Annotated in this window: 24 protein-coding genes and 1 pseudogene; 18 read left to right on the forward strand and 7 right to left on the reverse strand. The window is 40.2% G+C overall.

The annotated features are described in order from the left end of the window. Window positions 1-16: 16 nt before the first annotated feature. Window positions 17-1,540: a glycerol kinase GlpK gene (glpK, locus tag ACGF63_RS11315; RefSeq protein WP_036844882.1), complete on the forward strand. Its 1,524-nt coding sequence runs from the start codon at window positions 17-19 to the stop codon at window positions 1,538-1,540. A 416-nt stretch (window positions 1,541-1,956) separates the two neighbouring features. After that, window positions 1,957-2,703: a ferredoxin--NADP(+) reductase gene (gene fpr / locus ACGF63_RS11320; protein WP_387630779.1), complete on the forward strand. Its 747-nt coding sequence runs from the start codon at window positions 1,957-1,959 to the stop codon at window positions 2,701-2,703. Between the two features lie 2 nt (window positions 2,704-2,705). Here the strand turns inward: fpr and ACGF63_RS11325 are convergent, their stop codons facing one another. After that, on the reverse strand, window positions 2,706-3,140 hold the full coding sequence (locus ACGF63_RS11325; RefSeq protein WP_152963629.1) for a DUF805 domain-containing protein: 435 nt from the start codon (window positions 3,138-3,140) through the stop codon (window positions 2,706-2,708). Window positions 3,141-3,207: 67 nt separating this feature from the next. Here ACGF63_RS11325 and ACGF63_RS11330 point away from each other — a divergent pair, with 67 nt between their 5' ends. Both ACGF63_RS11330 and tpiA read left to right on the forward strand, forming a co-directional pair. Then, window positions 3,208-3,810 (forward strand): DUF1454 family protein, encoded by a 603-nt coding sequence (locus ACGF63_RS11330; protein ID WP_387630781.1) that lies wholly within the window; start codon window positions 3,208-3,210, stop codon window positions 3,808-3,810. Window positions 3,811-3,946: 136 nt separating this feature from the next. Continuing rightward, window positions 3,947-4,714: a triose-phosphate isomerase gene (gene tpiA / locus ACGF63_RS11335; protein ID WP_387630783.1), complete on the forward strand. Its 768-nt coding sequence runs from the start codon at window positions 3,947-3,949 to the stop codon at window positions 4,712-4,714. Window positions 4,715-4,760: 46 nt separating this feature from the next. Here tpiA and ACGF63_RS11340 read toward each other — a convergent pair whose 3' ends face one another. The 5 genes from ACGF63_RS11340 to ACGF63_RS11360 all read right to left on the reverse strand — a co-directional run bounded on the left by ACGF63_RS11340 (window position 4,761) and on the right by ACGF63_RS11360 (window position 9,515). Then, window positions 4,761-5,762: a sulfate ABC transporter substrate-binding protein gene (locus tag ACGF63_RS11340; protein WP_387630786.1), complete on the reverse strand. Its 1,002-nt coding sequence runs from the start codon at window positions 5,760-5,762 to the stop codon at window positions 4,761-4,763. A 172-nt stretch (window positions 5,763-5,934) separates the two neighbouring features. Then, window positions 5,935-6,906, reverse strand: coding sequence for a 6-phosphofructokinase (pfkA, locus tag ACGF63_RS11345; RefSeq protein ID WP_036844867.1), 972 nt, complete (start codon window positions 6,904-6,906; stop codon window positions 5,935-5,937). Window positions 6,907-7,271: 365 nt separating this feature from the next. Beyond that, a complete protein-coding gene (locus ACGF63_RS11350; RefSeq protein WP_132355410.1) occupies window positions 7,272-8,210 on the reverse strand; it encodes a phosphatidate cytidylyltransferase in 939 nt (312 codons plus the stop codon). After that, window positions 8,207-8,848, reverse strand: coding sequence for a 1-acyl-sn-glycerol-3-phosphate acyltransferase (locus ACGF63_RS11355; protein WP_132355411.1), 642 nt, complete (start codon window positions 8,846-8,848; stop codon window positions 8,207-8,209). The genes ACGF63_RS11350 and ACGF63_RS11355 overlap by 4 nt, the downstream gene beginning before the upstream one ends. Next, window positions 8,841-9,515, reverse strand: a complete 675-nt coding sequence (locus tag ACGF63_RS11360) for a CDP-alcohol phosphatidyltransferase family protein (RefSeq protein ID WP_036844860.1) — start codon at window positions 9,513-9,515, stop codon at window positions 8,841-8,843. The genes ACGF63_RS11355 and ACGF63_RS11360 overlap by 8 nt, the downstream gene beginning before the upstream one ends. A gap of 355 nt (window positions 9,516-9,870) precedes the next feature. On the opposite strand from ACGF63_RS11360, the pseudogene ACGF63_RS11365 reads away from it, so the two are divergent. Continuing rightward, window positions 9,871-10,092, forward strand: a pseudogene (locus tag ACGF63_RS11365) (integrase); the annotation flags it as partial. Between the two features lie 161 nt (window positions 10,093-10,253). On the opposite strand, the gene cpxP reads toward ACGF63_RS11365, so the two are convergent. Beyond that, complete coding sequence (gene cpxP, locus ACGF63_RS11370) at window positions 10,254-10,745, reverse strand: cell-envelope stress modulator CpxP (protein WP_036845578.1); 492 nt, start codon at window positions 10,743-10,745, stop codon at window positions 10,254-10,256. Window positions 10,746-10,903: 158 nt separating this feature from the next. On the opposite strand from cpxP, the gene cpxR reads away from it, so the two are divergent. From cpxR to ACGF63_RS11435, 13 genes are all read left to right on the forward strand, one after another. Further along, the gene (cpxR, locus tag ACGF63_RS11375; RefSeq protein WP_036845575.1) at window positions 10,904-11,599 is read left to right on the forward strand and encodes an envelope stress response regulator transcription factor CpxR; all 696 of its coding nucleotides are present in this window, start codon (window positions 10,904-10,906) and stop codon (window positions 11,597-11,599) included. Then, window positions 11,596-12,966 carry an envelope stress sensor histidine kinase CpxA gene (cpxA, locus tag ACGF63_RS11380; RefSeq protein ID WP_387630792.1) on the forward strand — a complete coding sequence of 457 codons (1,371 nt, stop codon included), beginning with the start codon at window positions 11,596-11,598 and terminating at the stop codon, window positions 12,964-12,966. The genes cpxR and cpxA overlap by 4 nt, the downstream gene beginning before the upstream one ends. A gap of 416 nt (window positions 12,967-13,382) precedes the next feature. Beyond that, window positions 13,383-14,693 carry a nucleotide sugar dehydrogenase gene (locus tag ACGF63_RS11385; protein ID WP_036845570.1) on the forward strand — a complete coding sequence of 437 codons (1,311 nt, stop codon included), beginning with the start codon at window positions 13,383-13,385 and terminating at the stop codon, window positions 14,691-14,693. Window positions 14,694-14,706: 13 nt separating this feature from the next. Then, window positions 14,707-15,756, forward strand: a complete 1,050-nt coding sequence (locus ACGF63_RS11390) for a Gfo/Idh/MocA family protein (protein WP_387630796.1) — start codon at window positions 14,707-14,709, stop codon at window positions 15,754-15,756. 18 nt (window positions 15,757-15,774) lie between these two features. Further along, window positions 15,775-16,365: an acyltransferase gene (locus ACGF63_RS11395; protein WP_036845566.1), complete on the forward strand. Its 591-nt coding sequence runs from the start codon at window positions 15,775-15,777 to the stop codon at window positions 16,363-16,365. Window positions 16,366-16,378: 13 nt separating this feature from the next. After that, the gene (locus tag ACGF63_RS11400) at window positions 16,379-17,449 is read left to right on the forward strand and encodes a DegT/DnrJ/EryC1/StrS aminotransferase family protein (RefSeq protein WP_036845564.1); all 1,071 of its coding nucleotides are present in this window, start codon (window positions 16,379-16,381) and stop codon (window positions 17,447-17,449) included. 5 nt (window positions 17,450-17,454) lie between these two features. Next, entirely contained in the window at window positions 17,455-18,684 is a 1,230-nt protein-coding gene (locus tag ACGF63_RS11405; RefSeq protein WP_387630800.1) for an oligosaccharide flippase family protein, read from the forward strand. After that, window positions 18,681-19,793, forward strand: a complete 1,113-nt coding sequence (locus tag ACGF63_RS11410) for a D-glucuronyl C5-epimerase family protein (protein ID WP_387630803.1) — start codon at window positions 18,681-18,683, stop codon at window positions 19,791-19,793. The genes ACGF63_RS11405 and ACGF63_RS11410 overlap by 4 nt, the downstream gene beginning before the upstream one ends. A gap of 478 nt (window positions 19,794-20,271) precedes the next feature. Continuing rightward, on the forward strand, window positions 20,272-21,012 hold the full coding sequence (locus ACGF63_RS11415) for a hypothetical protein (RefSeq protein ID WP_239002543.1): 741 nt from the start codon (window positions 20,272-20,274) through the stop codon (window positions 21,010-21,012). Between the two features lie 11 nt (window positions 21,013-21,023). Continuing rightward, window positions 21,024-22,112 carry a glycosyltransferase family 4 protein gene (locus ACGF63_RS11420; RefSeq protein WP_245219038.1) on the forward strand — a complete coding sequence of 363 codons (1,089 nt, stop codon included), beginning with the start codon at window positions 21,024-21,026 and terminating at the stop codon, window positions 22,110-22,112. 5 nt (window positions 22,113-22,117) lie between these two features. Next, window positions 22,118-23,188, forward strand: a complete 1,071-nt coding sequence (gene wecB, locus ACGF63_RS11425; RefSeq protein ID WP_387630807.1) for a non-hydrolyzing UDP-N-acetylglucosamine 2-epimerase — start codon at window positions 22,118-22,120, stop codon at window positions 23,186-23,188. Continuing rightward, window positions 23,185-24,426 carry a glycosyltransferase family 4 protein gene (locus tag ACGF63_RS11430; RefSeq protein ID WP_036845554.1) on the forward strand — a complete coding sequence of 414 codons (1,242 nt, stop codon included), beginning with the start codon at window positions 23,185-23,187 and terminating at the stop codon, window positions 24,424-24,426. Before wecB ends, ACGF63_RS11430 begins: the two co-directional genes overlap by 4 nt. A gap of 176 nt (window positions 24,427-24,602) precedes the next feature. After that, on the forward strand, window positions 24,603-25,613 hold the full coding sequence (locus ACGF63_RS11435) for a glycosyltransferase family 2 protein (protein WP_387630810.1): 1,011 nt from the start codon (window positions 24,603-24,605) through the stop codon (window positions 25,611-25,613). Window positions 25,614-25,621 lie beyond the last annotated feature (8 nt).

The following is a 25,621-nucleotide window of genomic DNA, read 5'->3' on the forward strand; positions in this document are numbered from 1 at the left end:
AGAACAGGTTATTATCATGACAACAGAAAATATGATTGAGAAAAAATATATTGTCGCCCTTGATCAGGGAACAACCAGCTCCCGGGCAGTCATTCTTGATCACGACGCCAATATTATCTCTATTTCCCAAAGAGAATTTACTCAAATTTATCCTAAACCGGGCTGGGTCGAACATGATCCCATGGAAATCTGGGCAACCCAAAGCTCAACGTTGGTAGAAGTATTAGCGAAAGCGGATATTAGTTCTGATCAGATTGCCGGCATTGGGATTACCAACCAACGTGAAACAACGATTATTTGGGAAAAGAAAACCGGTAAACCCATCTACAATGCCATTGTTTGGCAATGTCGCCGTACCGCAGATGTCTGTACCAAACTGAAACAAAAAGAAGGTCTGGAAGAATATATTCGCCAGAACACAGGATTGGTCGTGGACCCTTACTTCTCTGGTACCAAAGTAAAATGGATTCTGGATCATGTTGAAGGTGCCCGTGAGCGGGCTGAAAAAGGCGAGCTACTGTTTGGTACTGTAGACACCTGGCTGGTATGGAAAATGACCCAGGGCCGTGTCCACGTTACGGACTACACCAACGCATCCCGTACGATGCTGTTCAATATTCACAATCTGGAGTGGGATCAACATATTCTTGATGAGTTACAAATCCCACGCGCCCTGTTACCCACCGTCCATGCATCTTCTGAGATTTATGGTCAGACCAATATCGGCGGTAAAGGCGGCACCCGGATCCCTATCGCTGGCATTGCGGGTGACCAACAGGCTGCTCTGTATGGTCAGCTTTGTGTCCAGCCCGGTATGGCGAAAAACACCTACGGAACAGGCTGTTTCCTGCTGATGAACACCGGTACAGATGCCGTGCGCTCCAACCACGGTTTGCTGACAACCATCGCCTGTGGTCCCCGCGGAGAAGTGAACTATGCACTTGAAGGTGCGGTTTTCGTTGGTGGTGCTTCTATTCAGTGGCTGCGTGATGAACTGAAACTCATTGCCGATGCTGCTGACTCCGAATACTTTGCCACTAAAGTTAAAAACAGTAACGGCGTGTATGTGGTTCCCGCTTTTACCGGTCTTGGCGCACCCTACTGGGACCCTTACGCCCGCGGTGCCATTTTCGGCCTGACCCGCGGGACAAACAGTAATCACATCATCCGTGCAACGCTGGAATCCATTGCCTATCAGACCCGTGATGTACTGGATGCTATGCAAGCGGATGCAGGTACCCGATTGCAAGCCCTGCGTGTAGACGGAGGTGCCGTTGCCAATAACTTCCTGATGCAATTCCAGTCAGATATCCTGGGTACCCGCGTAGAACGCCCTATAGTGCGTGAAAGTACTGCATTGGGCGCCGCATTCCTCGCAGGATTGGCTGTAGGCTACTGGCAAGATCTGGATGAAGTGAAAAGCAAAGCCACCATTGAAAAAGAATTCCGTCCGGGTATTGAAACCACCGAACGAAATTACAAATACAATGGCTGGAAAAAAGCGGTTGCCCGCGCGCAAGACTGGGAAGATAAAAGCTAAGATTTACTGACAGTAAAAATAAAGAAAGGGTGGAAAATTCCACCCTTTGAAATTCTATTTATTTCCTACCTTCAGAAATTTTCTTTTAAAACTGAATCGAACATTAAGATCTAGCATAAGACCTAATATCGACAGACCTTTTATTATCTCGTAGATAGAATCAGAATATTCCTTTGATAATTTATCTCCATATTTATAGATAAGATCTATAGCATGGCAAGCTGTTAGTTTTCTGAATTTTCTACTGAAATTCTTATTGGTTATTAAGATAACTTCGACTATTCGAACCAGATATTAAGAAAAACAAATTCATTCCCCTATGACACAGAATCGATAATAGTATTTATATCGATAGACTAAAATAACGGCATAAAAACAAACTGTTCCGGGGTTTCAGGATTAGGAGATAAGTTCCAATGGCAAACTGGATTACAGGAAAAGTTACACAAGTTATTCACTGGACGGATACCTTATTCAGCATCAGGATGCATGCACCGGTTGAAGAGTTTACCGCCGGTCAATTCGCTAAGCTGGCGCTGGAAATAGAGAATGAACGCGTTCAACGGGCCTACTCTTACGTTAATGCACCGGCAGATAATAATCTTGAATTCTATTTAGTGACGGTTCCAGAAGGCAAACTCAGCCCACGGTTAGCCGCCCTGCAACCCGGTGATGACCTATTGGTTACAGAACAAGCCGCCGGATTTTTTATTCTTGATGAAATACCGGATTGCCAAACATTATGGATGCTTTCAACGGGGACAGCCATTGGCCCTTATCTGTCAATCCTTCAGCAAGGGGATTATCTGGACAGATTCGAGCACATCGTATTGGTGCATGCAGTCAGGCTAACACAAGATTTAAGCTATCTGCCCTTAATGGAACAATTAGTTCAGCGCTTCAACGGCAAATTACGAATTCAGACGATCGTCAGCCGCGAACAAAACCCTGGCTCATTGACTGGCCGTATCCCAGCATTGATCGAAAATGGCGAACTTGAGGCGGCTGTCGGTCTGCCGATGAACAGCGACAACAGCCATATTATGCTATGCGGTAATCCCCAAATGGTGAAAGATACCCAACAACTGCTAAAAGAACAGCGAGGAATGGCAAAACACCTGCGCCGCAAACCAGGGCATATCACCAGCGAACAGTACTGGTAATGTCAATCATCTTTGGCAGAAATAAAATCCACTTTTTCTGCCCCTTCACCAAACCGGTTTGGCCCATCCGTGCCACGGAATACACCGCAATCAAGCACCATCATAACGATGATTAATGTGGGGATAAAACGGCCAATCCCCCATTGCCAGAATGGTTCCATTCCCCCCCAATCAGCGGCAATCAGCAACCCTGCCAGCAATAAAAGCAGCGACCAGCCTCCCCGCTTATTGCGATCATGTAAACGCTTCGCCATTATTGCCGCCGCAGGATACATCACCAAAACCAGCGCAAAAACAGCATAACGCATGGTTAAAGAACTCATTCCCTGAATAGTAAAGATAACAAACATCAAAGCCAGACAAACACCGATACCAATCCAGAATTCCCGTCGCCCAATTCGCCCTTTAAATGAAAAACCCCATTGTTGTAATGTCATCTATTCTCTTCCAATCGTGTATTCTGTTTTTCGGTGCAGTTTAACCCAAGCGAGCGGCAACATGAAAATGGACGTTAATAAATTTCTGGCAATAACGTTAGTGGCAAGCAGCGCGGGCTTACCATTGGTAACCCATGCCGATACATCCAAAACAACTGGGCCCATAGCGCAAGCGGCCTACCTTATGCCAAATGCCCCCTCTTTTGATGAAACTATCCCGCGGTTTCGTGAAAAATATAATCGCCGCAACCCGGCATTACCATTACACGAATATCGGGTCATTACCGGCAAAGACATTTATCTGCCACTGACACGGGCAGCCAGCAAAATCAATGAGAAACTTTACTCCTCGGCGGTACTGGAACGGGGAAGTGAAAAAATCAAAAGTCTGCAACTGACATTACTGCTATCAGAAAATGAAACAGAAACTCAGAAAAATCAAATGCTGACAGAGCAGTACATGATCGCGTTGATACGCCACTTTAATCCGACCCTTTCACAGGAGCAAAGCAAAGAAAATATTGATAATTTGCTGAAAAACAGCAAAAAATTGCCATTTTATAGCCACAACATCGGCGCCATTCGCTATATTGTGGTAAACGGTAGCGAAAAAACACTTACTTTTGCCATTGAACCGATTAAGCTGTCGTTATCTGGACCAGAAAACTAATCAAAATTAGTGATAAAAAGCAAAGCTATTGCTTGTAATGACCACTATACTGTGGACCACTGATCTAACGAATTGATCCTAAGAATGAATTTCATTCAATCCACTACTTAAAAATTTTCTGGTTGGAGGAAAAAACATGCGACATCCATTTGTTATGGGTAACTGGAAATTGAATGGCAGTACCCATATGGTCAACGAACTTATCACTGACCTGAGTAAAGAATTGAACCATGTTACTGGCTGTGAAATCGCTATCGCGCCACCAGCACTTTATCTCTCTCAGGCTAAACAAGCGCTGGTTGGCAGCCACATGGCTCTGGGCGCACAAGATGTTGACATCAACCTGTCTGGCGCATTTACCGGTGAAACTTCCGCTGAAATGCTGAAAGACATTGGCGCAGAATACATCATCATCGGCCACTCTGAGCGCCGTACTTACCACAAAGAAAGTGACGAATTCATTGCGAAGAAATTTGCCGTTCTTAAAGCACAAGGTCTGATCCCAGTTCTGTGTATCGGTGAAACTGAACAGGAAAATGAAGCCGGCCAAACTGAAACAGTATGCGCAAGACAAATTGATGCTGTCCTGAACACATTAGGTGTAGAAGCCTTCCACGATGCGGTCATCGCTTACGAACCCGTTTGGGCGATTGGTACCGGTAAATCAGCAACACCAGCGCAAGCTCAGGCTGTGCACAAATTTATTCGTGATCACATTGCGAAGAGAGACGCGGTAATCGCAGAACAAGTGATTATCCAGTACGGTGGTTCTGTGAACGCAGGTAACGCGGCTGAATTATTCACCCAGCCGGATATTGACGGTGCACTGGTTGGCGGTGCTTCCCTGAAAGCTGACGCTTTTGCTGTTATTGTAAAAGCCGCAGCAGCAGCTAAAAGAGCCTGATTCAAATTTTAGGGATAATTGTCCGCCGTACACCTACGGCGGTTATTCACTTCTGGCGTTGAATAATCTCATCAAATACACCGCCAGTCACAAAATGCACTTTTTGCGCTGTTCCCCAACCATCGAATACTTTATCGACCGTAAATAATGTTAATTCCGGGAAAATAGACCGGTATTTATCGGCAATCGCTTTATCACGTGGGCGATAATAATTTTTAGCCGCTATCTCCTGCCCAACTGGAGAGTAAAGGTATTGCAGGTATTCCGTTGCCAACTGACGGCTACCACGTTTATCTGCCACCTTATCAACGACAGAAACCGTCGGTTCAGCAAGGATTGAAACGCTGGGTGTGACAATTTCGAATTTATCTTTATCCAGCTCATGGATAGCCAATAACGCTTCATTCTCCCAGGCAATTAAGACATCACCAATTCCACGTTCGACAAAAGTATTGGTCGCTCCTCTGGCGCCGGAATCCAGCACTTCAACATTCTGATAAAGCGCTTTAACAAACGCTTTGGCTTTACTCTGATCCTGATTATTATGCGCCAACCCATAACCCCACGCAGCCAGATAATTCCAGCGGGCACCACCTGATGTTTTTGGATTTGGTGTCACAACAGCAACACCTGGACGAATTAAATCCGGCCAGTCTTTAATTTGTTTTGGATTGCCTTTCCGCACCAGAAAAACAATTGTTGAAGTATAGGGGGCAGAATTATCGGGTAAACGCTTAATCCACCCTTTATCTATCCGACCACGCTCGGCAATGGCATCCACATCATAGGCCAGAGCCAGTGTCACCACATCTGCCTCAAGGCCATTGATGACAGACGTTGCCTGCTTACCGGAACCACCATGAGATTGCCGGATTGTCACTTTATCCCCTGTCTTCTGCTGCCAATAATCACTGAAAGCCTGATTATATTGCTGATATAACTCTCTGGTTGGATCATAGGAAACATTAAGAAGCTGAATATTTTTTGCCCATACACTGCTACTGGTCATCAACAATAACGCCAATGCCACACGCCATCTGACTCTCATTTGAATCTCTCCACAAACTGTTTTAACTGTTATGAAATTCAAGGCTGACAGAAAGCGTTATCACTCAGAAATAATTAAAAACATTTACTTATATTCAAGAGGAATATACTGAGGAGCAATTACAGCCTCCAAAGAGGCTGCAACAGATACAGATTTGCTTGTATTGACGTGATTAATACAGCTTTTTCGCAGTTTCCAGCCAATCCTGTTTAAACACACGTTTCATATTCTGCACTGCGTCAATGATGTCATGATGAACAAGTTTCTCGTTCTGGATACCAACACAACGACCACCATAACCTTCCAATAGCAATTGAATGGAATATGCCCCCATACGGGAAGCCAAAATACGGTCATAAGCGACCGGAGAACCACCACGCTGAATATGGCCTAAGACGGTTGCACGAGTTTCATGATGAGTCTCTTTTTCAATATGCCTCGCAAGTTCATAGACATCACAAACATGCTCAGTAATCGCAACGATCGCATGGCGTTTACCTTTATCGATACCCACTTTAATCTCAGCCACCAGTTCATCACGACTGAATGAGACTTCTGGCAAAACGATGAACTCACAACCTCCCGCGATAGCGGCTGACAGAGTAAGATCACCACAATAACGCCCCATCACTTCAACAATGGAAATACGTTTGTGGGAAGTTGAAGTATCACGCAAGCGGTCAATGGCTTCAACAACCGTTTCCAGTGCGGTGAAATAGCCGATGGTATAATCCGTACCCGCCACATCATTATCAATGGTACCCGGCAGACCGATACATGGGAAACCGGCTTCGGTCAGCATCTTCGCCCCAAGATAAGAACCATCACCGCCAATAACCACCAGTGCATCAAGACCGATTTTTCTCATGTTTTCAATAGCGATAGCACGAATCTTCTCATCCCTGAACTCAGGGAAACGGGCTGAACCCAGAAAAGTACCACCGCGGTTAATCATGTCGGATACACTGAAACGATCAAGTTTCTTCATGCGGTTTTCATACAAGCCAAGATAACCATCATGAATACCGAAAACCTCTAACCCTTCGGTTAATCCTGCACGAACCACACCACGAATAGCCGCATTCATACCCGGCGCATCACCGCCACTCGTTAAGACACCGATTCTTTTGATCTCGTTGATCATGATGACCTCTGAACTTGTAGATGTAATAATTGCAAACCCGCTAACGGCGGGCTTCGTATGCTATCACTTTGCCTGAAACAGAAATCTGCCTTCTTAACCTGTTATCGCCCAACGCACTGAGGCAATCATGCTGAATTGATTCAACCCTGCATATAATACGGTAAAAAACCAAGTCTGCATTAACAATAAATCCCTTTTTGAGATCAATTTAACTGAAAATAATTTAATTATAGCTCCTGCGACTCCTTACTCTGATCGGGAATACGCCTTATCCGCAATAAAAAAGAGGCCAGCACTGCGGCAATCCATACCACAGTGCTGATCAATCACCTTTAACTCTCATTCATTGCGCTGGTATCTTTCCATTACGTATAGAAATAGCGTGTCAGATGGAAAAATACTGGGGCGGCAAAACATAAAGAATCGATTCTGTCTAACATTCCGCCATGACCTTCAATCATTTCACCAAAATCTTTGATGCCACTATCGCGTTTTATCGCTGACATACACAAGCCGCCAATAAAGCCCATCAACGTAATCGCCAACGACATCAAACCCGCCTCCCACGGAGAAAATGGCGTTACCCAGTAAAGTGACATTCCCAATAAAACGGAAGCCAAAATGCCGCCGGCAAAACCTTCAACGGTTTTATTCGGGCTCAGTTTAGGCACAATAGGATGTTTGCCAAACAATTTACCAAACACATACTGCAAAACATCCGACATCTGCACCACAATCATTAAAAACAGTAGTAATTCGACGTTCTCCCCTTCATAACCTGGAATATCCAACATCAATAAAGCGGGAGCATGACTAATACAGAATACAGCAACTAACATTCCCCACTGTATTTTAGCTGTCCGCTCCAGAAAGTTCGTCGTATCTCCAGCCAATGCAATACGGGCAGGTAAAAATAGGAACACATAAACAGGAATGAAAATAGAAAACACGCCATACCACTCAATACCAACGGCAATGTATTGCAATGGCATGAAAATAAAGAAACACCAGAACATAGCTTCATGGTCACTGCGTCGTGTTGGTGTCAAAGTGAAAAATTCCCGCAAAGCAAAAAATGACATACTTGCAAATAATAAAACTGAACCGATTGGCCCAACAATGACGGACAACACACAAACAATGCACATTCCCCACCAACCGCGGATGCGAGCATTCAGATTCTCAATGGTCGGATGGCTTTCCGCTGAACACTTAGAGGCCAGCATTGCCCCAACAATACTGGCAATAATTAACGGTACAAACATACCGCCCAACAACAAAAGCAATTTATTATTAATGGTCATAGTATTAACGTCTCCAATGCCAAGCGAGCCCGCTGTAGAAAATCCGCTTTTTCCTCTTTTTCGCCTAATTTTTCCAAAGGTCGGCCAAATGTCGCCGAACAAATAACAGGAACAACAAGTGCTGAACCTTTTGGCAAAACTCGGTTTAAATTTTCCAGATAAACAGGAATAAGCTCAACCTCAGGGTATTTCTTGGCTAAATAATACAGACCACCTTTAAATTTATTGACTTGTTCGCCACTTCCCCGTGTCCCTTCAGGGAATAAGATCAAAGACTCCCCGCGCCTTAATACATCCTCCATTGGTATAAGCGTATTTTCTTTTAAACCGTCCTCCCCTTTGCGATCAATCAGGACAGATCGAAAAACTTTATTGATAAAATACCTGCGTAAACTTGTCTTATTCCAATAATCACGGGCAGCGACCGGATGCACCCGATAGCGTAATACTCGGGGAAATCCGGCCCAAATAACCAACCCATCCAAATGGCTAGTGTGATTGGCATAATAAATCCGGGAAACAACCGATGGCTTACACCCAATCCAACGAATCCTCACTCCGGTTAATAAACGGCAAAGCCCGGATAGAAAAGAGCCCATCCCTTTACTTACCAATGTCACTTCTTGTGATCTATTCATTACAAGCATCCTTCTCCTGTAATTCAGCCAATATGACTCGGGTTCGCCGAATACATGTCCAGAGACAACCCAACGTGATAACGACTAATACCGCCAGCAAAAGATACTGGCCCCATAACGGAGATAAAAAGGCCGCGACAATTGCACCAACAGTCATTAACGCCATCCGATGCTGCTTAGCCATTGGGCCAAGGAAACGCTGAGGTAAACCACAAGTACCACCTAATAAACGAATATAAGCCGTCAGAACAGCCAATAATGCAGCAATACAGCCAAGAGAAATCGCAAATGGAAAAAGTGTTAAACCATATCCCAATCCAATCAAAATAAAAGAATCCGCGATACGATCGGGAAGATCATTAAAAACAGCGCCGGCAGCCGTCTTCAATCCTCCTTCAACAGCAACCATCCCATCTAATAAATTACACATTAACCTGGCTTGAATGGACAGCGCTCCAACAATCAACAAAACTGAAGTCAGCCAGAAAGGTTTGACCAAAAAACAAACCGCAAAACACAACCCAGCTAATACCGCAAAAACAACACTGGCAACCGATATGCCATTTGGTGTCACCCCTCTATATTGCAGCCACTTAGCCGTTTTCCCGACCCATATTGCATTACGTGTTTTGATCGGACGCCTATCTTTTACCTCATTACCAGACATATCATTTCCCTTCCAAAAAACAAATGAACAATCAAATCCACTTAAGTTAAATGAAATAAGATAAACAGGATTGGTTAGAATAACAACAATAAAAAAACCCGCCGAATCGGCGGGGGATACTCCGCTTCCTCGACCAGCGGTGGCGATTTTCTTTTAAAGGCAATTTACGTTATTAATCGGCATTCCTTCGCTGATTACCCTAGGAGGCGCGTTACTGCCGTAGCAGGTCCACCTCTAAAAGTATCAACAAATAAATATATTATTGTGGTAAATCAGTAATCTCATCAGGATAAGAAATGGCTAATGACACAGGATGAGTGGAGCCGACTTCTGCCAGCGATGTAGACGTTTACCCATAAAGAGTTGTCGAGTGACATTTTTAAAAACTAAAAATGGCAAGCAAAGAACTATTCCGATATCAAAAGAGTTAGAAAAGGAAATTAAACAGAAGTCAGGGGAATTATTTGACGTTGATTACGAAAACTTTCGTACAAAGTTAAAGTCAATAAAACCTGATTTACCAGAAGGGCAAGCAACGCACGTTCTACGCCACACATTCGCAAGTCATTTTGTGTTGCTTATAAAAACCTTATCTAGTTGATTTTAAAATGAATTAATCTTAACCAGATAAAAAAAACCCGCCTGAGAAAGGCGGGGGAAAAGACAGGGATGGTGTCTATGGCAAGGAAAAATTCTCGGTTGCTACTATTTACTGCTTACTGCTATGGGTATTACAAATCAGTTCGGTAACTGAGAAATACGCTGCTGATGATGTTGCTCCAATTGCACTTGCTGTTCAGGAGTCAGCAATTGGTACATCTGATGATGAATACGGGCCATTTCTATCTGACGTTCAACATTAAATTTGACCATCTTTTCAACTTGAGCCTTTACTGCCGCTTCATCAAAATCTTTCGCAGTGACCAGCTTACGCATCTCTTCACGCTCTGTGCGACTCATGGACATTGACGAACGCTGTTGATGTTTCTGCCCCACCAAATCACGCATTTGCTGACGCTGTTGCTCAGTTAAAGTGATACCATTAAACATATGATCGTTATCACCGATGTCATTATTACGGTAATGATGGTTTCCCTCGCTTTTATAACCACAGGGTGCACAATTACCGGGTACCGTAGCAGCGTGCACTATACTTTCTGTTTCAGCTAAAGATGCTGCCAAGCCAAGAACAAATATTGACGCTAAAACTAACGCTGCTATGTTACGCATTAAACAACTCCTCGTTTCCCCGAACGATGCTATTCGATTCAAATTGTAGACAACTATACCTACGCGGCTGCAAACTAGCGTCAGAGCTTGTAAAAGAACGTAAAGTCGTGGAATAGCAAAGTTTGTTATCGTATTTTTGCTCTTGGAGGAAGTAATCGATGCATAAAATCCTATTAGTTGATGATGACCGAGAATTGACATCACTATTAAAAGAATTACTTGAAATGGAAGGATTTAACGTTGTTATCGCTCATGATGGAGAGCAGGCATTAAAATTCCTTGACGATTCAATTGATCTGCTATTACTCGACATTATGATGCCGCGTAAAAATGGCATTGCAACACTGAAAGAACTTCGGCTAGACCATCAAACCCCGGTGATTATGCTGACAGCACGTGGAAGCGATTTAGATCGCGTGCTGGGATTGGAATTAGGTGCAGATGACTATCTCGCCAAACCATTTAACGATCGTGAGTTGGTAGCACGTATACGCGCTATCCTTCGCCGTTCAAACTGGAGTGAACAACAACAGGCAGAAAATGGCCCTCCCCCCCTTCAGGTTGATAAACTGCAATTAAACCCTGGCCGACAGGAAGCCAGCTTTGCTAATCAAATATTAGATTTAACCGGAACTGAATTCACCTTGCTCTATTTATTGACTCAACACTTAGGCCAGGTTGTTTCCCGCGAACACCTGAGCCAGGAAGTATTAGGTAAACGACTGACCCCATTTGACCGGGCAATTGATATGCATATTTCCAACCTGCGCCGGAAATTACCTGAACGGGAAGATGGCCTGCAATGGTTTAAAACATTACGTGGCCGTGGATATTTAATGGTTTCCCCAACATGATAAACAGTCTAACGGCACGCATCTTCGCCATTTTCTGGTTCACCCTGGCATTAGTCCTGATGTTAGTCTTAATGGTGCCGAAACTGGATTCCAGGCAACTGACCTCCCTGTTGGAAAATGAATACCGGCAGGGCGTCATGTTGGAACAACATATTGAAGCAGAATTAGCTCAAGACCCGGCTAATGATTTACTTTGGTGGCGCCGTTTATTTCGCGCCATTGAAAAATGGGCACCACCAGGACAACGCCTGATCCTAGTGACCAGTGAAGGACGAGTCATTGGTGCCCAAAGAAGTGAAATGCAAGTTGTCCGCAACTTTATCGGCCAATCAGATAACGCAGATCATCCGAAAAAGAAAAAATATGGCCGTTCTGAGATGTTAGGACCATTTTCTATCCGGGATGGGGAAGATCATTACCAACTCTATTTAGTTCGCCCGGCGAACAGCCCGCAATCAGACTTTATTAACCTGATGTTTGACCGGCCACTATTATTATTAACGGCCACCATGTTAATCAGTGCGCCATTACTATTATGGCTAGCATGGAGTTTAGCCAAACCTGCCCGTAAATTAAAAAATGCCGCCGACGACGTTGCGAAAGGTAATTTACGTCAGCATCCCGAACTGGAAGCTGGGCCACAAGAGTTTTTGGCTGCGGGTAACAGCTGCAACCAAATGATCAGCGTATTGGAGAGAATGGTCACGGCACAACAACGGCTCATCTCCGACATCTCCCATGAACTGCGCACGCCTCTTACCCGTCTGCAACTGGCAACGGCATTACTTCGCCGCCGTCATGGTGAAAGCAAAGAACTGGAAAGAATCGAGACAGAAGCCCAACGGCTGGACAGCATGATTAACGATCTGTTAGTGCTCTCCCGTAGCCAGCATAAAAACGAACTCCTGCGGGAAAATATCAAAATAACCGATTTATGGAACGATATTCTTGATAACGCCATATTCGAAGCTGAACAAATGGATAAAACCCTTGAAGCAACCTTACCACTGGGTTCCTGGACCATTTACTGCAACCCATTAGCACTTGGCAGTGCTTTTGAAAATATCGTGCGTAATGCCTTACGCTACTCCCACCACCATATTGCGGTCGCATTCCATGCTGATCATCAAGGGATCACCATTACCGTTGATGATGACGGCCCAGGAATCAACCCGGAAGACCGCGAACACATATTCCGTCCTTTCTACCGTACAGACGAAGCCCGCGACCGGGAATCCGGCGGCACAGGCCTTGGTCTGGCGATTGTTGAAACCGCCGTTAGCCAGCACCGCGGCTGGGTACGTGCTGAAGACAGCCCATTAGGCGGCTTACGTCTGGTCATCTGGCTGCCACTTCATGGACGATAATACAAATACCAAGATCAACTAACCTTATTCTATCAATTCATCAAACAAGTATTCTGTCAGGCTTGACCCAGAAGGGCTGACAGTTTACTCTTTTCATTAATCATTAAAAAACCTTATATTTTGTTTCTTTTTGTTGCGACAAGTAACTAAAAAAAGCATTTTAAAATCAAAATATTAAATGAATTTATAGAACTATATGGATTTCTGGGAACCAATAACCTAGTGCGGTAGCTTTATTATTATTTCACTATTTATTATTTCAACAATAGACCTTACACAAACTATTTAAAAATAGCCTGTTAAAGTTTCATCTGCCAAATAGCACTTATGAAAATAAATAGCACCCTAATTAAAAACTGCGAAATGTTATTTATTTTCACAAGTACATTTTCAGGTCATAATATTAAAGGCAAAATATGTCATCACTAAACATTCTCACCGATAAATTTGATAATAAAACAGCCATTATTGCCATTGTTGGTCTTGGCTATGTTGGCTTACCGCTAATGCTGAGATATAACGATATTGGCTTTAAAGTGATTGGGTTTGATATTGATAAAGAAAAAACAGATAAATTAAATCAAGGCCAAAGTTATATCGAACATATTCCCGCAACCAAAATTAATCAGGCCATCCATTCCGGTTTCGAAGCCACAACAGATTTCGCCAAAATAGCCGAATGTGATGCGATTATTCTTTGTGTTCCCACACCGTTAAATAAATACCGTGAACCTGATATTAGTTTCGTGATTAACACCACGGAGATGATAAAACCCCATTTAAGAGCCGGCCAACTCCTCTCCTTAGAAAGCACCACTTACCCCGGCACCACCGAAGAAGAGTTATTACCCCGGGTGGAAGAAAACGGGTTAAAAGTGGGGGAAGACTTCTTCCTGGTCTATTCACCCGAACGCGAAGATCCCGGCAACCCTGATTTCGAAACCCGAACCATCCCTAAAGTCATTGGCGGCCATACTGAAAACTGTTTAAAAGCCGGGCTTGCCGTTTACCAACCTGCGATTGACCAGGTCGTCCCCGTCAGTTCAACCAAAGCGGCCGAGATGACTAAACTGCTGGAGAACATACACCGGGCGGTCAACATCGGTTTAGTCAACGAAATGAAACTGGTCGCCGACAAAATGGGCATTGATATCCACGAAGTCATCCGGGCCGCCGCCACTAAACCCTTTGGCTTTGTCCCCTATTACCCCGGCCCGGGATTAGGCGGTCACTGCATCCCGATAGATCCCTTCTATTTAACCTGGAAAGCCCGGGAATACGGTATCAATACCCGCTTTATTGAACTCTCCGGTGAAGTCAACTCATCCATGCCCGATTATGTGGTCACCAAAACCGTCTTAGCCCTGAATAAAGCAAGTCAATCCATTAATAATAGCCGCATCTTAGTCTTGGGGATCGCCTATAAAAAGAATGTTGACGACATGCGAGAAAGTCCCTCGGTACATATCATGGAAAGACTCAGGGATTTAGGTGCCAATATTGAATATTCCGACCCTCACGTCCCGGTATTTCCTAAAATGCGTGAACACCATTTTAATTTAATCAGCCAGCCTATCACGGAAAAGAATCTAAAAGCATTTGACTGCGTTATTTTAGCCACCGATCACGACAAATTTAATTATGAATTCATCGTCAATCACGCAAAGTTAGTCGTTGATACCCGCGGTAAATATTCTCCAAATCACCAAAACGTCATAAAAGCTTAATCCAGGACAAACCATGCTTAACATAATTAAAGACAGAAAAATAAAATTCGCTTTAGTGGGATGTGGAAGAATTGCTAAAAACCATTTTAATGCTCTGGCAGCACATCAGGAAAATGCTGAATTAGTCGCAATCTGTGATAACGATCAAGCAGTATTAACAGCGACGATAGAAAAAATGGGCGTCCCGGGTTTTAACAACTTAAATACCATGCTGGATAATATCACCGCCGATATCATTATCCTGACCACCCCCTCCGGGCTGCATCCCGAACAAGCCATTGCCTGCTTTAATAAAGGCTTTCATGTCGTCACAGAAAAGCCGATGGCGACACGACTCGCCGATGGCGAAAACATGGTCAAAGCTGCCGATAAAGCCGGAAAACGCCTGTTTGTCGTCAAACAAAATCGCTTAAACGCCACATTACAATTACTGAAACGTGCAGTCAGTGAAAAACGTTTTGGCAAAATCCATCTGGTTCACCTCAATGTTTTCTGGACCCGTCCGCAAGAATATTACGATCAAGCCGCCTGGCGGGGCACATGGGAATTTGACGGCGGTGCCTTCATGAATCAGGCGAGCCATTACGTTGACTTAATTGAATGGCTGATTGGCCCGGTCAAAGATGTGCAGGCCATGACATCGACCCACCTGGATATCGAAACGGAAGATACCGGCGTACTGAATATCCGCTGGCGAGACGGGACCTTAGGCTCGATGGCCGTCACTATGTGTACTTACCCGCAAAACCTTGAAGGCTCTATCACCATTCTGGGTGAAAAAGGTACAGTCCGGGTAGGGGGTTTGGCGGTTAATGAAATCCAGGAATGGCGTTTTTCCGACGAAAAAGAGTATGACCGGCAAGTCAAAGAAGCCAGCTATGAAACCACCTCCGTTTATGGGTTTGGTCACCCGCTTTATTATAAAAATATCATTGATGTGATGAGAGGAGAAGCCCAACCCATCACGGATGGCCGGGAAGGCTTAAAATCATTAGAATTGCTTATCGCTGCCTATCTCTCAGCCCGAGATAATAAAACCATTTCTTTACCTTTAACGTATTAAATCAAGGGAACAAGTATCATGTCAGCAGAACACCTAATGATACATCCCAGTGCCATCATTGATGAAGGGGCACAAATCGGGAAAAACAGCCGCATTTGGCATTTTACGCATGTGTGTGCCGGCGCCCAAATTGGTGAAGGCTGCTCTTTAGGCCAAAATGTCTTTATTGGTAACCAGGTCACCATCGGCAATCACTGCAAAATACAAAATAACGTCTCTGTTTATGACAATGTTCATTTAGAAGAAGGTGTATTTTGTGGCCCGAGCATGGTGTTTACCAATGTCTATAATCCGCGCTCATTGATTGAAAGAAAAAGTGAATATAAAACGACCCGGGTGAAAACAGGTGCCACATTAGGTGCCAACTGTACCATTATTTGTGGTACCACCATTGGTGCCTATGCCTTTATTGGTGCCGGTGCGGTCGTGAATAAAGATGTGCCGGATTATGCCCTGATGGTCGGCGTGCCGGCCAGACACATTGGCTGGATGAGTGAATTTGGTGAACAATTAGATTTACCGCTGCACGGACAAGCCACCACAACCTGCCCGCACACGCAGCATATTTATCAACTCAACCACCATACCGTGACCCGAATTAAAGTATAAAAGGTAAAGAAGAATGCAATTCACCGATCTCGCGGCACAGCAACGCAGAATTAAAGATAAAATTGACGCGAATATCCAGACAGTCCTCACCCACGGAAAATATATTTTAGGGCCCGAAGTAGCGGAATTAGAAGAAAAGCTGATGGCCTACACGGGAGCCAAATATTGTATTACCTGTGCGAATGGCACCGATGCCCTGCAAATTGCCTTAATGGCAATTGGCCTCAAACCCGGCGACGAAGTTATCACCCCCGGATTTACCTACATTGCCACCGCTGAAACCATTGCGCTGTTGGGCGGCATTCCGGTCTATGTTGACGTCAAGCCCACAACCTATAACTTAGATCCGGCCCTGCTGGAAGCCGCGATTACCTCCAAAACTAAAGCGATTATTCCGGTTTCTTTATTCGGCCAATGTGCCGATTTTGACGAAATTAATGCCATCGCCGAAAAACATAACCTGACCGTCATAGAAGATGCGGCCCAAAGTTTTGGTGCGACTTATAAAGATAAGCGCTCCTGTAACTTAACCACAATCTCGTGCACCAGTTTCTTTCCCAGCAAACCCTTAGGTTGCTACGGTGATGGCGGAGCTATTTTCACCAACGATGAAGAGCTGGCGAAAATTATCCGTCAAATTGCCCGTCATGGCCAAGACAGACGATACCATCACATCCGAATCGGCATCAATAGCCGTTTAGACACACTACAAGCGGCCATCCTTCTGCCCAAACTGGACATCTTTGAGGAAGAAATGGCATTACGCCAGATTGTGGCAGAAAACTATCATCAAGCGTTGAATAAAATCGGCATCATGACCACACCCTATATTGAACCACACAATCTCTCAGCCTATGCGCAATATACTATCCGGGTCAAAAACCGGGATGAATTGCAACATAGATTAAAAGAACAGGGTATTCCAACCGCGGTGCATTACCCCATTCCCTTGAATAAACAACCTGCGGTTGCCAGCAATATTATTCTGCCTGTCGGTGACGAAATAGCCCAAGAAGTGATTAGTTTGCCGATGCATCCTTATTTATCCATAGATTTAATTAACAAAATCTCCAGCTCGATTTAAACTCTATGAAGAATAAGTTTATAAAGAATTTATCTGGCTTATTACTTTCGTCATTATTAAGCCAGATATTATTATTGCTATCAACACCTGTACTTACTCGATTATTCTCACCCGAGGAATTAGGCATTTATGCTTCACTTTCATCTATTTTAAGTATTTTGGCAGTAGGTGCTTGCCTCCGTTATGAATTTTCAATCAGCTCATCAGAAAAAGAACGTGAAATTAATTCATTAGTCACATTATCTTGTATAATTTCAATCATCATTAGTTTTATAGCAATCACTATTTTTGCAATATTTAATATCCCAGAAAAAATAATTATAGGAAACCACATATACTATATACCTCTAGGTATTATTACTTACGGGTTTTATAGAGCAATGAGCTTCAACAGCATAAGAAAAAGACAATACCGTGAATTCTCTATCACTAAAATAGCTCAAACGGTCACTATGATTAGTATTCAAATAGTTGGGGGCATAGCTAGTTTGGGAGCAAGCAGCCTTATCTTAGGGCAGATATTAGGCCAATCATTAGGCGTCCTATTTTTGCGTAAAAAATCTCAATATCGCCTGATAATAAGGAAAACCGAGTTTAGAAAAATAAGACTTCTCGCTAAGAAATATTACAAATTTCCAGTTTATGATTTCCCTGCCAGCTTAATTAACACGGTTAGTAATGAACTACCTCAATTGTTTATAATGTCTGCCTATGGATTAAAATCCGCAGGATTTTATTTAATCGCATCTAAAATATCAGGCGCACCCATTACACTGCTCAACCAAACAGTTTCGTCAATATTACAAGGTTATTTAAAAGATACTCCTGCATTATCTTTCCTAAAAATAAAAAAAACGTTCTATTACCTAACGCTAATTTCTATTTTATTTGCCACCGTTACATACTGGGTTGGTATACCAATCATAACATTTATTTTCGGTGAAGAATGGTATGAATCAGGCAAATATCTATTATGCTTAATACCTCATTTATCCGGGCAAATAATATATTCATCCTTATCAATATATTTATCCATGTATGAGCACCAGAAGAGCAATTTATTCATTCAATCAACATCTATTACATTAAGATTTATAGCCCTTCTCATCGGGTATTTATTAGGAGACATTTATCTCTCCATCTTATTATTTTCACTCATAAGCTTTAGTCTTTATCTAATGAGTACAGCTTATATTTTAAGATTATCTTTTATGCAGCAAAGAGGGTTAGAATGAAAAAAACAAAAAATATAATCAAAATAATTCCATATATAATCATCATCACAATCGTCAGTTATACATTCAATCAATATGCTTATGAGCTAGATGAATTCAACAGTAATGTTAGAAACTTAGTCATGAAAGGGAAATTTACCCAACGTGACTTTAATAGCAATGGTTTTCCATTATCACATTCACCACGTATCCCTGAGCCATTTCTATCCCCGTTTTATGTCGTTCACTATGGAATAATATACTCTTCCTTAAGCTCAGAGAAAGACAATACCAATATATTATGGAGACCGGATTCATCCTTATCAGGATGGAATGTACCGCCACCTAAATTCAATAAAGAGGAATTAATTTCTAATTTTAAATTCTCAGCCGATTGGCTATTGAACAACATCAAGTTATTCCATGGTGAAAATCATTACTTATATAATTTTGATTGGCCATATAAAGGCTATGAAAATAATAAACTCTCTGCTCCCTGGTGGTCTGGATTAACAGATGCATATGCAATTACTCTCTTATTAAGAGCTTATGACTATTTTGGTGATGATAAATATCTATCAACCACCCATTTACTATACAAATCATCGTTATCTCCAGCCAATCAAGGGGGTAGCCTGACAATTTTAGATAATATGCCCTGGATTGAAGAATATGTTGATCCTAAAGCAAGTCCAGACAAATTAGCTTTTGTATTAAACGGAATGATTTATTCTACTTATGGTATTGAATCCTTCGAAAATTATCTCAATATAGATAAAAGTAAAAGAATGTCGGAGAATTTATATAAATCAATCAGTAGCAATATATTTAAGTTCGACATAAAAAATGAATGGTCCAGCTATGATTTAGTTGGTAATCCAGCGAATATGAAATATCATAGAATACACACCCTTCTTCTAAAAGATCTTATAGATAGAAATCAACATTTTAAAAATAAAGAAATAATAAACTTATATAACAATTGGAATAGATCCGTCTCTAATATCGGGTATTATTACATAAAACATGGGCCTATTAGTTGGGCATATTATCATTTTATTACTATGTACTTACTATCTATATTAGTATTATCAATCATTTATTTTTTTATCAGAAAAAATGCAAAATAAAATCAAAATAATACTAAAAATATTTATATATCAGGTAATTATATATCTAAATTCTGTACTTATATTAGACACATTCCAAGAGGTAAGAGGTTATAATATCAGCCCACAAGGTCACTTAAGTATCCTATTCTGCTGGATATCATTATTACCACTACTCTTACTTAATAACCAAAAAAATCCAATTATGGTTTTTTTATGGTTAATATATATAATTTACATTATACCATTGTCAATTATATTTCCTCTAATTAATTCAGCTTCTATATATTCAGTAATTTTCATATCCGCAATAAATATATTATTTTTATTGTCTATATTATTCTTTCGAATAATAAATAGAATTACGTTACCAAAACTACAAATCCCCTGGGATCTATATAAAACACTTATAATAGGATGCGGTATTATTGTTTTATTCTTTGTTATCACTAACCCTGCATTCAGTTTAATACCACCTAATATATTTAAAGTTTATTTAGTGAGAGAGAATTTCAAAGAAAACACATCATTATTAACCATGTATATTATAACAAGTGGGGGATACGTAATTTCACCATTATTATTATTAGCTTCATTCTATGTAAAAGGTCTTGTTAAATATATCCTTATTGCAATAAGCGTTATGATTTCCTACTCAATATATTGCTCTTCAGGATTAAAAAGTATAGCATTCATGAATATCACCGTTATAACTCTCTTCTTCTATATCAAAGGGAAAAGAAACATAAGTAATTCCGTGATAAATATAATTCTATACTCATTCCTTGCTGCCGGATTACTGTATTTTATTTTCGATTTCTATGACCCACTTATACACTGGTTACGCAGAATATTCTTCACACCAACATTAAATACCTTCTATTTTTATGATTATACATTCAATAATAATAGGGAATTCACTAACGATGCCCCAAAGATAATCTCTCAGATATATTATGGCACCATAGGCTCTGCTAATACAGGCTTTATTGGGGACGGTATAGCCAGATATGGTATTGCTGGCTTAATAATAAATTTCTTTATATTTAATATACTCATCTTCGCAATGAACCTGAGTTCAAAAAAAGTTCCATTTGAATTTTCAACAACATTATATTTACCGTTCGTATACACGGTATCAAACACGGCAATTACAGCACTACTACTGACATATGGGCTGCTGATATTAAGCATACTATTATTCTTATTTCCTACGAAAAATAACAAAAACTCCTTATGAAAATCACACATATGACATCAGCACATCCGCGTTTCGATACACGTATTTTTCTAAAAGAATGTTCTGCATTACAAAAAAAACATGAGGTAACCCTTATTGTCGCAGATGGTAAAGGTGATGAAATAAAGAATAACATATCTATCATCGACGTAGGTATATTGCCAGGCCGATTAAATAGAATCTTTAAAACAACCGATAGAGTCTACAAAAAAGCATTAGAACTAGATTCTGATCTATATCATTTCCATGATCCGGAGTTAATACCTATAGGATTAAGACTTAAAAAGAAAGGTAAAACAGTCATCTTTGATGCCCATGAAGATGTCCCCAAACAAATCCTTAGTAAACCTTATTTAAATAAATTCGCAAAAACGATTATTTCTAAAACATTCTCTCTCTATGAGAAATATGCTATCCCTAAATTTAACGGAATTATTACGGCTACACCCTCAATAAGAGATAAATGCTTAAAACTAAATAATAACACCATAGACATTAATAATTACCCGATATTAGGTGAGCTAAGTAATAATAACACTAATTGGGATGAAAAAGAAAAACAAGTATGCTATGTAGGAGGCATATCTGCCATTAGATGCATAGAAGAAATGGTTGAATCAATATCTTATCTGACGACTGATACAAAAATTAAATTAGCGGGTAGTTTCTCTGAAAAAGATTTAGAAAATAAAATAAAAAACATGGAGAATTGGCATAAAATAGATGAGCTTGGCTTTTTAAATCGAATAGAAACAAAAGAACTTTTATCTAAATCCATTGCTGGAGTTGTTCTATTCCACCCATTACCCAATCATATCGATGCTCAACCTAATAAAATGTTCGAATATATGAGTGCAGGTATTCCTGTCATCGCTTCAAATTTCCCATTATGGAAAGATATTATTGTAGCAAACAATTGTGGAATTTGTATCGATCCATTAACCCCGAAAGAATTAGCTGATGCGATAGATTATTTATCGAATAACCATGATATAGCGGAAAAAATGGGTAATAACGGATTTTTGGCAGTAAATAAAAAATACAATTGGGATATTGAACAGAATAAACTTATTAAATTCTATCAACAATTTGGAAGTTAATAAACATGAAGAAAATAATAACAGTATTAGGAGCAAGACCACAATTCATCAAGGCAAGTCCTGTGTCTCGCGCCTTACAAAATCATAATAAATTTGAAGAAATTATCATTCATACAGGCCAGCATTTTGATACTAATATGTCTGATATATTTTTTAATCAATTAAAAATTCCTAAACCTGATTACACTCTAAATATTCACGGCGGCTCGCACGGTGAAATGACAGGGAAAATGTTAATTGAAATTGAAAAGGTACTTATCACAGAAAAACCCGATGCAGTCATGGTATATGGTGATACAAACTCTACTTTAGCTGGAGCATTATCTGCATCTAAATTACATATTCCAATTATACATATTGAAGCCGGTTTACGTAGCTTTAACATGAATATGCCAGAAGAGATAAATAGAATATTAACAGATAATGTTAGCTCAATTCTTTTCTGCCCCACAGAAACAGCAATCAATAACCTACAACGAGAAGGCTTCAATTCAAAACCGGTTAATATCAAAAAAGTGGGTGATGTTATGGAAGATGCTGCTATATATTTTAGCCGAATGGCAAAAAGACCTGATGAGCTTATTCACACACCACATTTCATATTAACGACACTACATCGTGCTGAAAATACCGATAATCAAAAACGATTAACTGAAATAGTGAAAGCATTAAATTATATACATAAAACAATTTACCCTATTGTCCTTCCCCTTCACCCAAGAACTAAAAAAATGTTGGAAACATATCGCTTACATTTAGATGTTCACTTAATCGAACCGGTTGGATATTTAGAAATGCTATGGTTACTTAAAAATACAGCCCTGGTTATTACAGATAGTGGGGGACTACAAAAGGAGGCTTTTTTCTTTAGAAAACCGTGTGTAACAGTTAGGGACCAAACTGAATGGGTAGAATTAATTGAAACCGGCGTGAACAAATTATCAGATGCTGAAAATAAAAAAATAACCCAGTCAGTTCACAATATGATTAATACTAATATACACTCCGTTCAATCTATATATGGTGGCGGCGTTGCTGCTATAAAAATTGCTGACGAATTAGAAAAATCACTATGAATATAGTATACATAAACCATTATGCAGGCTCACCGGATCTTGGTATGGAGTTTCGGCCATATTATCTAGGCCAAGAGTGGCTCAAATCTGGACATAATATTACCATACTTGCAGCTTCTTATTCTCATGTTCGTACAAAGCAACCAAAACTAACAGATAATAAAAAAACCATCGAAAATCTTTGTGGATTGAAATTTATCTGGTATCCGACCCCTCATTATCATAATAATGGATTAGGCCGGGTAAAAAATATATTCTCTTTCTTAAAGCAGATATGGTTCGATACACATAATTTAATAAAAGAAAATAAACCAGATATCGTTATTGCATCAAGCACTTACCCTTTGGATATTTGGATCGCAAAGCGTCTGGCAAAAAAAGCTAAAGCTAAATTAGTTTATGAAGTTCACGACTTATGGCCTTTATCTCCTATCGAAATAGGCGGTATGTCCCCAAAACATCCTTTTATGAGATTATGTCAATTTGCTGAAAATTATGCTTATCGCCGCTCAGATATGGTCATTTCAATACTTCCTAATGTACATAATCATATGAAAGAACATGGCTTGGACCTGAAAAAATTGCATATCATACCTAATGGCATAGTTGAAAATGATTGGCAAATTAAAAATATCGATCCTATTTCATCTCATATCAGAAAAGTAGTCGATCACTGTAGAACAGAGAATAAAATCATTGTGGGTTATGCCGGATCGCTTGGAAAACCCAACGCCATGAACTACCTTATTGATGCTGCAAAATTATTAGAAAAACAAAACTTTCATTTTCTGTTGGTAGGCTCTGGGCTAGAAAAAGAAAATCTAGTAAAACAAGCTAACTTACTTAATTTGAGAAACATTACCTTTAGTGATCCAATACCGAAAACACAGATCCCTGCTCTGCTCCCGCTATTCGATATTGCTTATATAGGTTGGCATAGAAAATCGATATACAGATTTGGGATTTCACCTAATAAATTAATAGATTATATGATGGCAGGATGCATAGTGTTACATTCTGTTGAAGCTGGTAATAACATTGTTGCCGATGCAAATTGCGGATTATCTATCCCACCTGAATCTCCCCAAGCCATTGCAAATGGATTACTTAAATTAAATAAACTCTCAAGGGAAAAGAAAATTGAATTAAGAAATAACGGTAAAAAATACGCATCAAAAAACCACACATATAATATTCTATCAAATAAATTCCTAAAGGTAATGATAAATCATAAATGAAAAATTCCTTCCTTTAACATTACCTGAAATTGAACAATATAAAATAGATAAAATTATTGATTGACTTAAAACTGGTTGGATAATTACCGGCCCTAAAACCAGAAGATTTGAACAAGATATAGAAATTGCATTTAAATAACTATCATTACTGTCCAAATAGAGGTTATTATTCAATCATGATAAATATATCAGTAATTTGCCCTATATTAAATGAAGAGAAATATATAAAAGAATGTATCGAATCACTTCTAAAACAAGATTACCCTACCGAGCAATTAGAGATTATCTTTATAGATGGCTGTAGCTCAGACAATACTTTGAAAGTTATTCAAAGTTATACTGAGAAATATGAATTCATAAAAATACTATACAACCCTGAACAACATGTACCTACGGCTCTGAATATTGGTATAAAAAATTCAACAGGAGAATATATAGCCAGAATCGATGCTCATTCCAACTATCCTAGCAACTACTTATCCAAACTATATAGTTTATCAAAACAATTTGATATTGATAATATAGGTGGAGTTATTAGTACAAAACCATGCAATCCTACAATTATTGCCCATACTATTGCATATGCCTTAAGTAGTCAGTTTGGTATGGGTAATTCCTATTTTCGAGTTGGTGTCAAGAATATAAGAAAAGTTGATACAGTACCTTTTGGTTTTTTCAAAAGAAATATATTCGATAAAATAGGGTTATTTGATGAAGACTTAACTAGAAACCAAGATGATGAATTTAACAGTAGAATTATAAAACATGGAGGTAATATATATCTTGTCCCAGACATTATTATTGATTACTACCCTAGAGATTCAATTAAAAAAATCTGCTCTATGTTCTATCAATACGGTTTATTTAAACCACTAGTCAACTTAAAATTAAAAACAACAACATCACTCCGACAACTAATACCACCGACTTTTGTCTTAGGGTTAATTCTGGGACTAGTCCTCTCATTCACTAGCCCAATATTTTTATATCTATATATAAGTTGTATTTTTATCTATTTATCTCTGGCTTTACTGGTATCAATAAGAGCCCATATTAAAAACAAAAAAAACTATATTTTCTTACCATTAATATTTCTGTGCATACATTTATCTTATGGATCAGGGTATCTCATTGGAATAATGAAAATTATATTCAATAAGAAATTCCACGTAAAAAATAAAAGATAAGGATTATA

The sequence above is a fragment of the Photorhabdus sp. RM322S genome, from assembly GCF_042879395.1.
Classification (GTDB): domain Bacteria; phylum Pseudomonadota; class Gammaproteobacteria; order Enterobacterales; family Enterobacteriaceae; genus Photorhabdus; species Photorhabdus khanii.

Excerpts from the sequence above, each read along its gene's own strand:
- ACGF63_RS11385 (WP_036845570.1), top strand. The coding sequence starts at position 13,383 with ATGTCATCACTAAACATTCTCACCGATAAATTTGATAATAAAACAGCC.
- ACGF63_RS11420 (WP_245219038.1), top strand. The coding sequence starts at position 21,024 with ATGACATCAGCACATCCGCGTTTCGATACACGTATTTTTCTAAAAGAA.
- tpiA (WP_387630783.1), top strand. The coding sequence starts at position 3,947 with ATGCGACATCCATTTGTTATGGGTAACTGGAAATTGAATGGCAGTACC.
- pfkA (WP_036844867.1), bottom strand. The coding sequence starts at position 6,906 with ATGATCAACGAGATCAAAAGAATCGGTGTCTTAACGAGTGGCGGTGAT.
- ACGF63_RS11430 (WP_036845554.1), top strand. The coding sequence starts at position 23,185 with ATGAATATAGTATACATAAACCATTATGCAGGCTCACCGGATCTTGGT.
- ACGF63_RS11400 (WP_036845564.1), top strand. The coding sequence starts at position 16,379 with ATGCAATTCACCGATCTCGCGGCACAGCAACGCAGAATTAAAGATAAA.
- ACGF63_RS11355 (WP_132355411.1), bottom strand. The coding sequence starts at position 8,848 with ATGAATAGATCACAAGAAGTGACATTGGTAAGTAAAGGGATGGGCTCT.
- glpK (WP_036844882.1), top strand. The coding sequence starts at position 17 with ATGACAACAGAAAATATGATTGAGAAAAAATATATTGTCGCCCTTGAT.
- cpxP (WP_036845578.1), bottom strand. The coding sequence starts at position 10,745 with ATGCGTAACATAGCAGCGTTAGTTTTAGCGTCAATATTTGTTCTTGGC.
- wecB (WP_387630807.1), top strand. The coding sequence starts at position 22,118 with ATGAAGAAAATAATAACAGTATTAGGAGCAAGACCACAATTCATCAAG.
- ACGF63_RS11340 (WP_387630786.1), bottom strand. The coding sequence starts at position 5,762 with ATGAGAGTCAGATGGCGTGTGGCATTGGCGTTATTGTTGATGACCAGT.
- ACGF63_RS11330 (WP_387630781.1), top strand. The coding sequence starts at position 3,208 with ATGGACGTTAATAAATTTCTGGCAATAACGTTAGTGGCAAGCAGCGCG.
- ACGF63_RS11405 (WP_387630800.1), top strand. The coding sequence starts at position 17,455 with ATGAAGAATAAGTTTATAAAGAATTTATCTGGCTTATTACTTTCGTCA.
- ACGF63_RS11325 (WP_152963629.1), bottom strand. The coding sequence starts at position 3,140 with ATGACATTACAACAATGGGGTTTTTCATTTAAAGGGCGAATTGGGCGA.
- ACGF63_RS11410 (WP_387630803.1), top strand. The coding sequence starts at position 18,681 with ATGAAAAAAACAAAAAATATAATCAAAATAATTCCATATATAATCATC.
- cpxA (WP_387630792.1), top strand. The coding sequence starts at position 11,596 with ATGATAAACAGTCTAACGGCACGCATCTTCGCCATTTTCTGGTTCACC.
- ACGF63_RS11435 (WP_387630810.1), top strand. The coding sequence starts at position 24,603 with ATGATAAATATATCAGTAATTTGCCCTATATTAAATGAAGAGAAATAT.
- ACGF63_RS11395 (WP_036845566.1), top strand. The coding sequence starts at position 15,775 with ATGTCAGCAGAACACCTAATGATACATCCCAGTGCCATCATTGATGAA.
- cpxR (WP_036845575.1), top strand. The coding sequence starts at position 10,904 with ATGCATAAAATCCTATTAGTTGATGATGACCGAGAATTGACATCACTA.
- ACGF63_RS11350 (WP_132355410.1), bottom strand. The coding sequence starts at position 8,210 with ATGACCATTAATAATAAATTGCTTTTGTTGTTGGGCGGTATGTTTGTA.
- fpr (WP_387630779.1), top strand. The coding sequence starts at position 1,957 with ATGGCAAACTGGATTACAGGAAAAGTTACACAAGTTATTCACTGGACG.
- ACGF63_RS11360 (WP_036844860.1), bottom strand. The coding sequence starts at position 9,515 with ATGTCTGGTAATGAGGTAAAAGATAGGCGTCCGATCAAAACACGTAAT.
- ACGF63_RS11390 (WP_387630796.1), top strand. The coding sequence starts at position 14,707 with ATGCTTAACATAATTAAAGACAGAAAAATAAAATTCGCTTTAGTGGGA.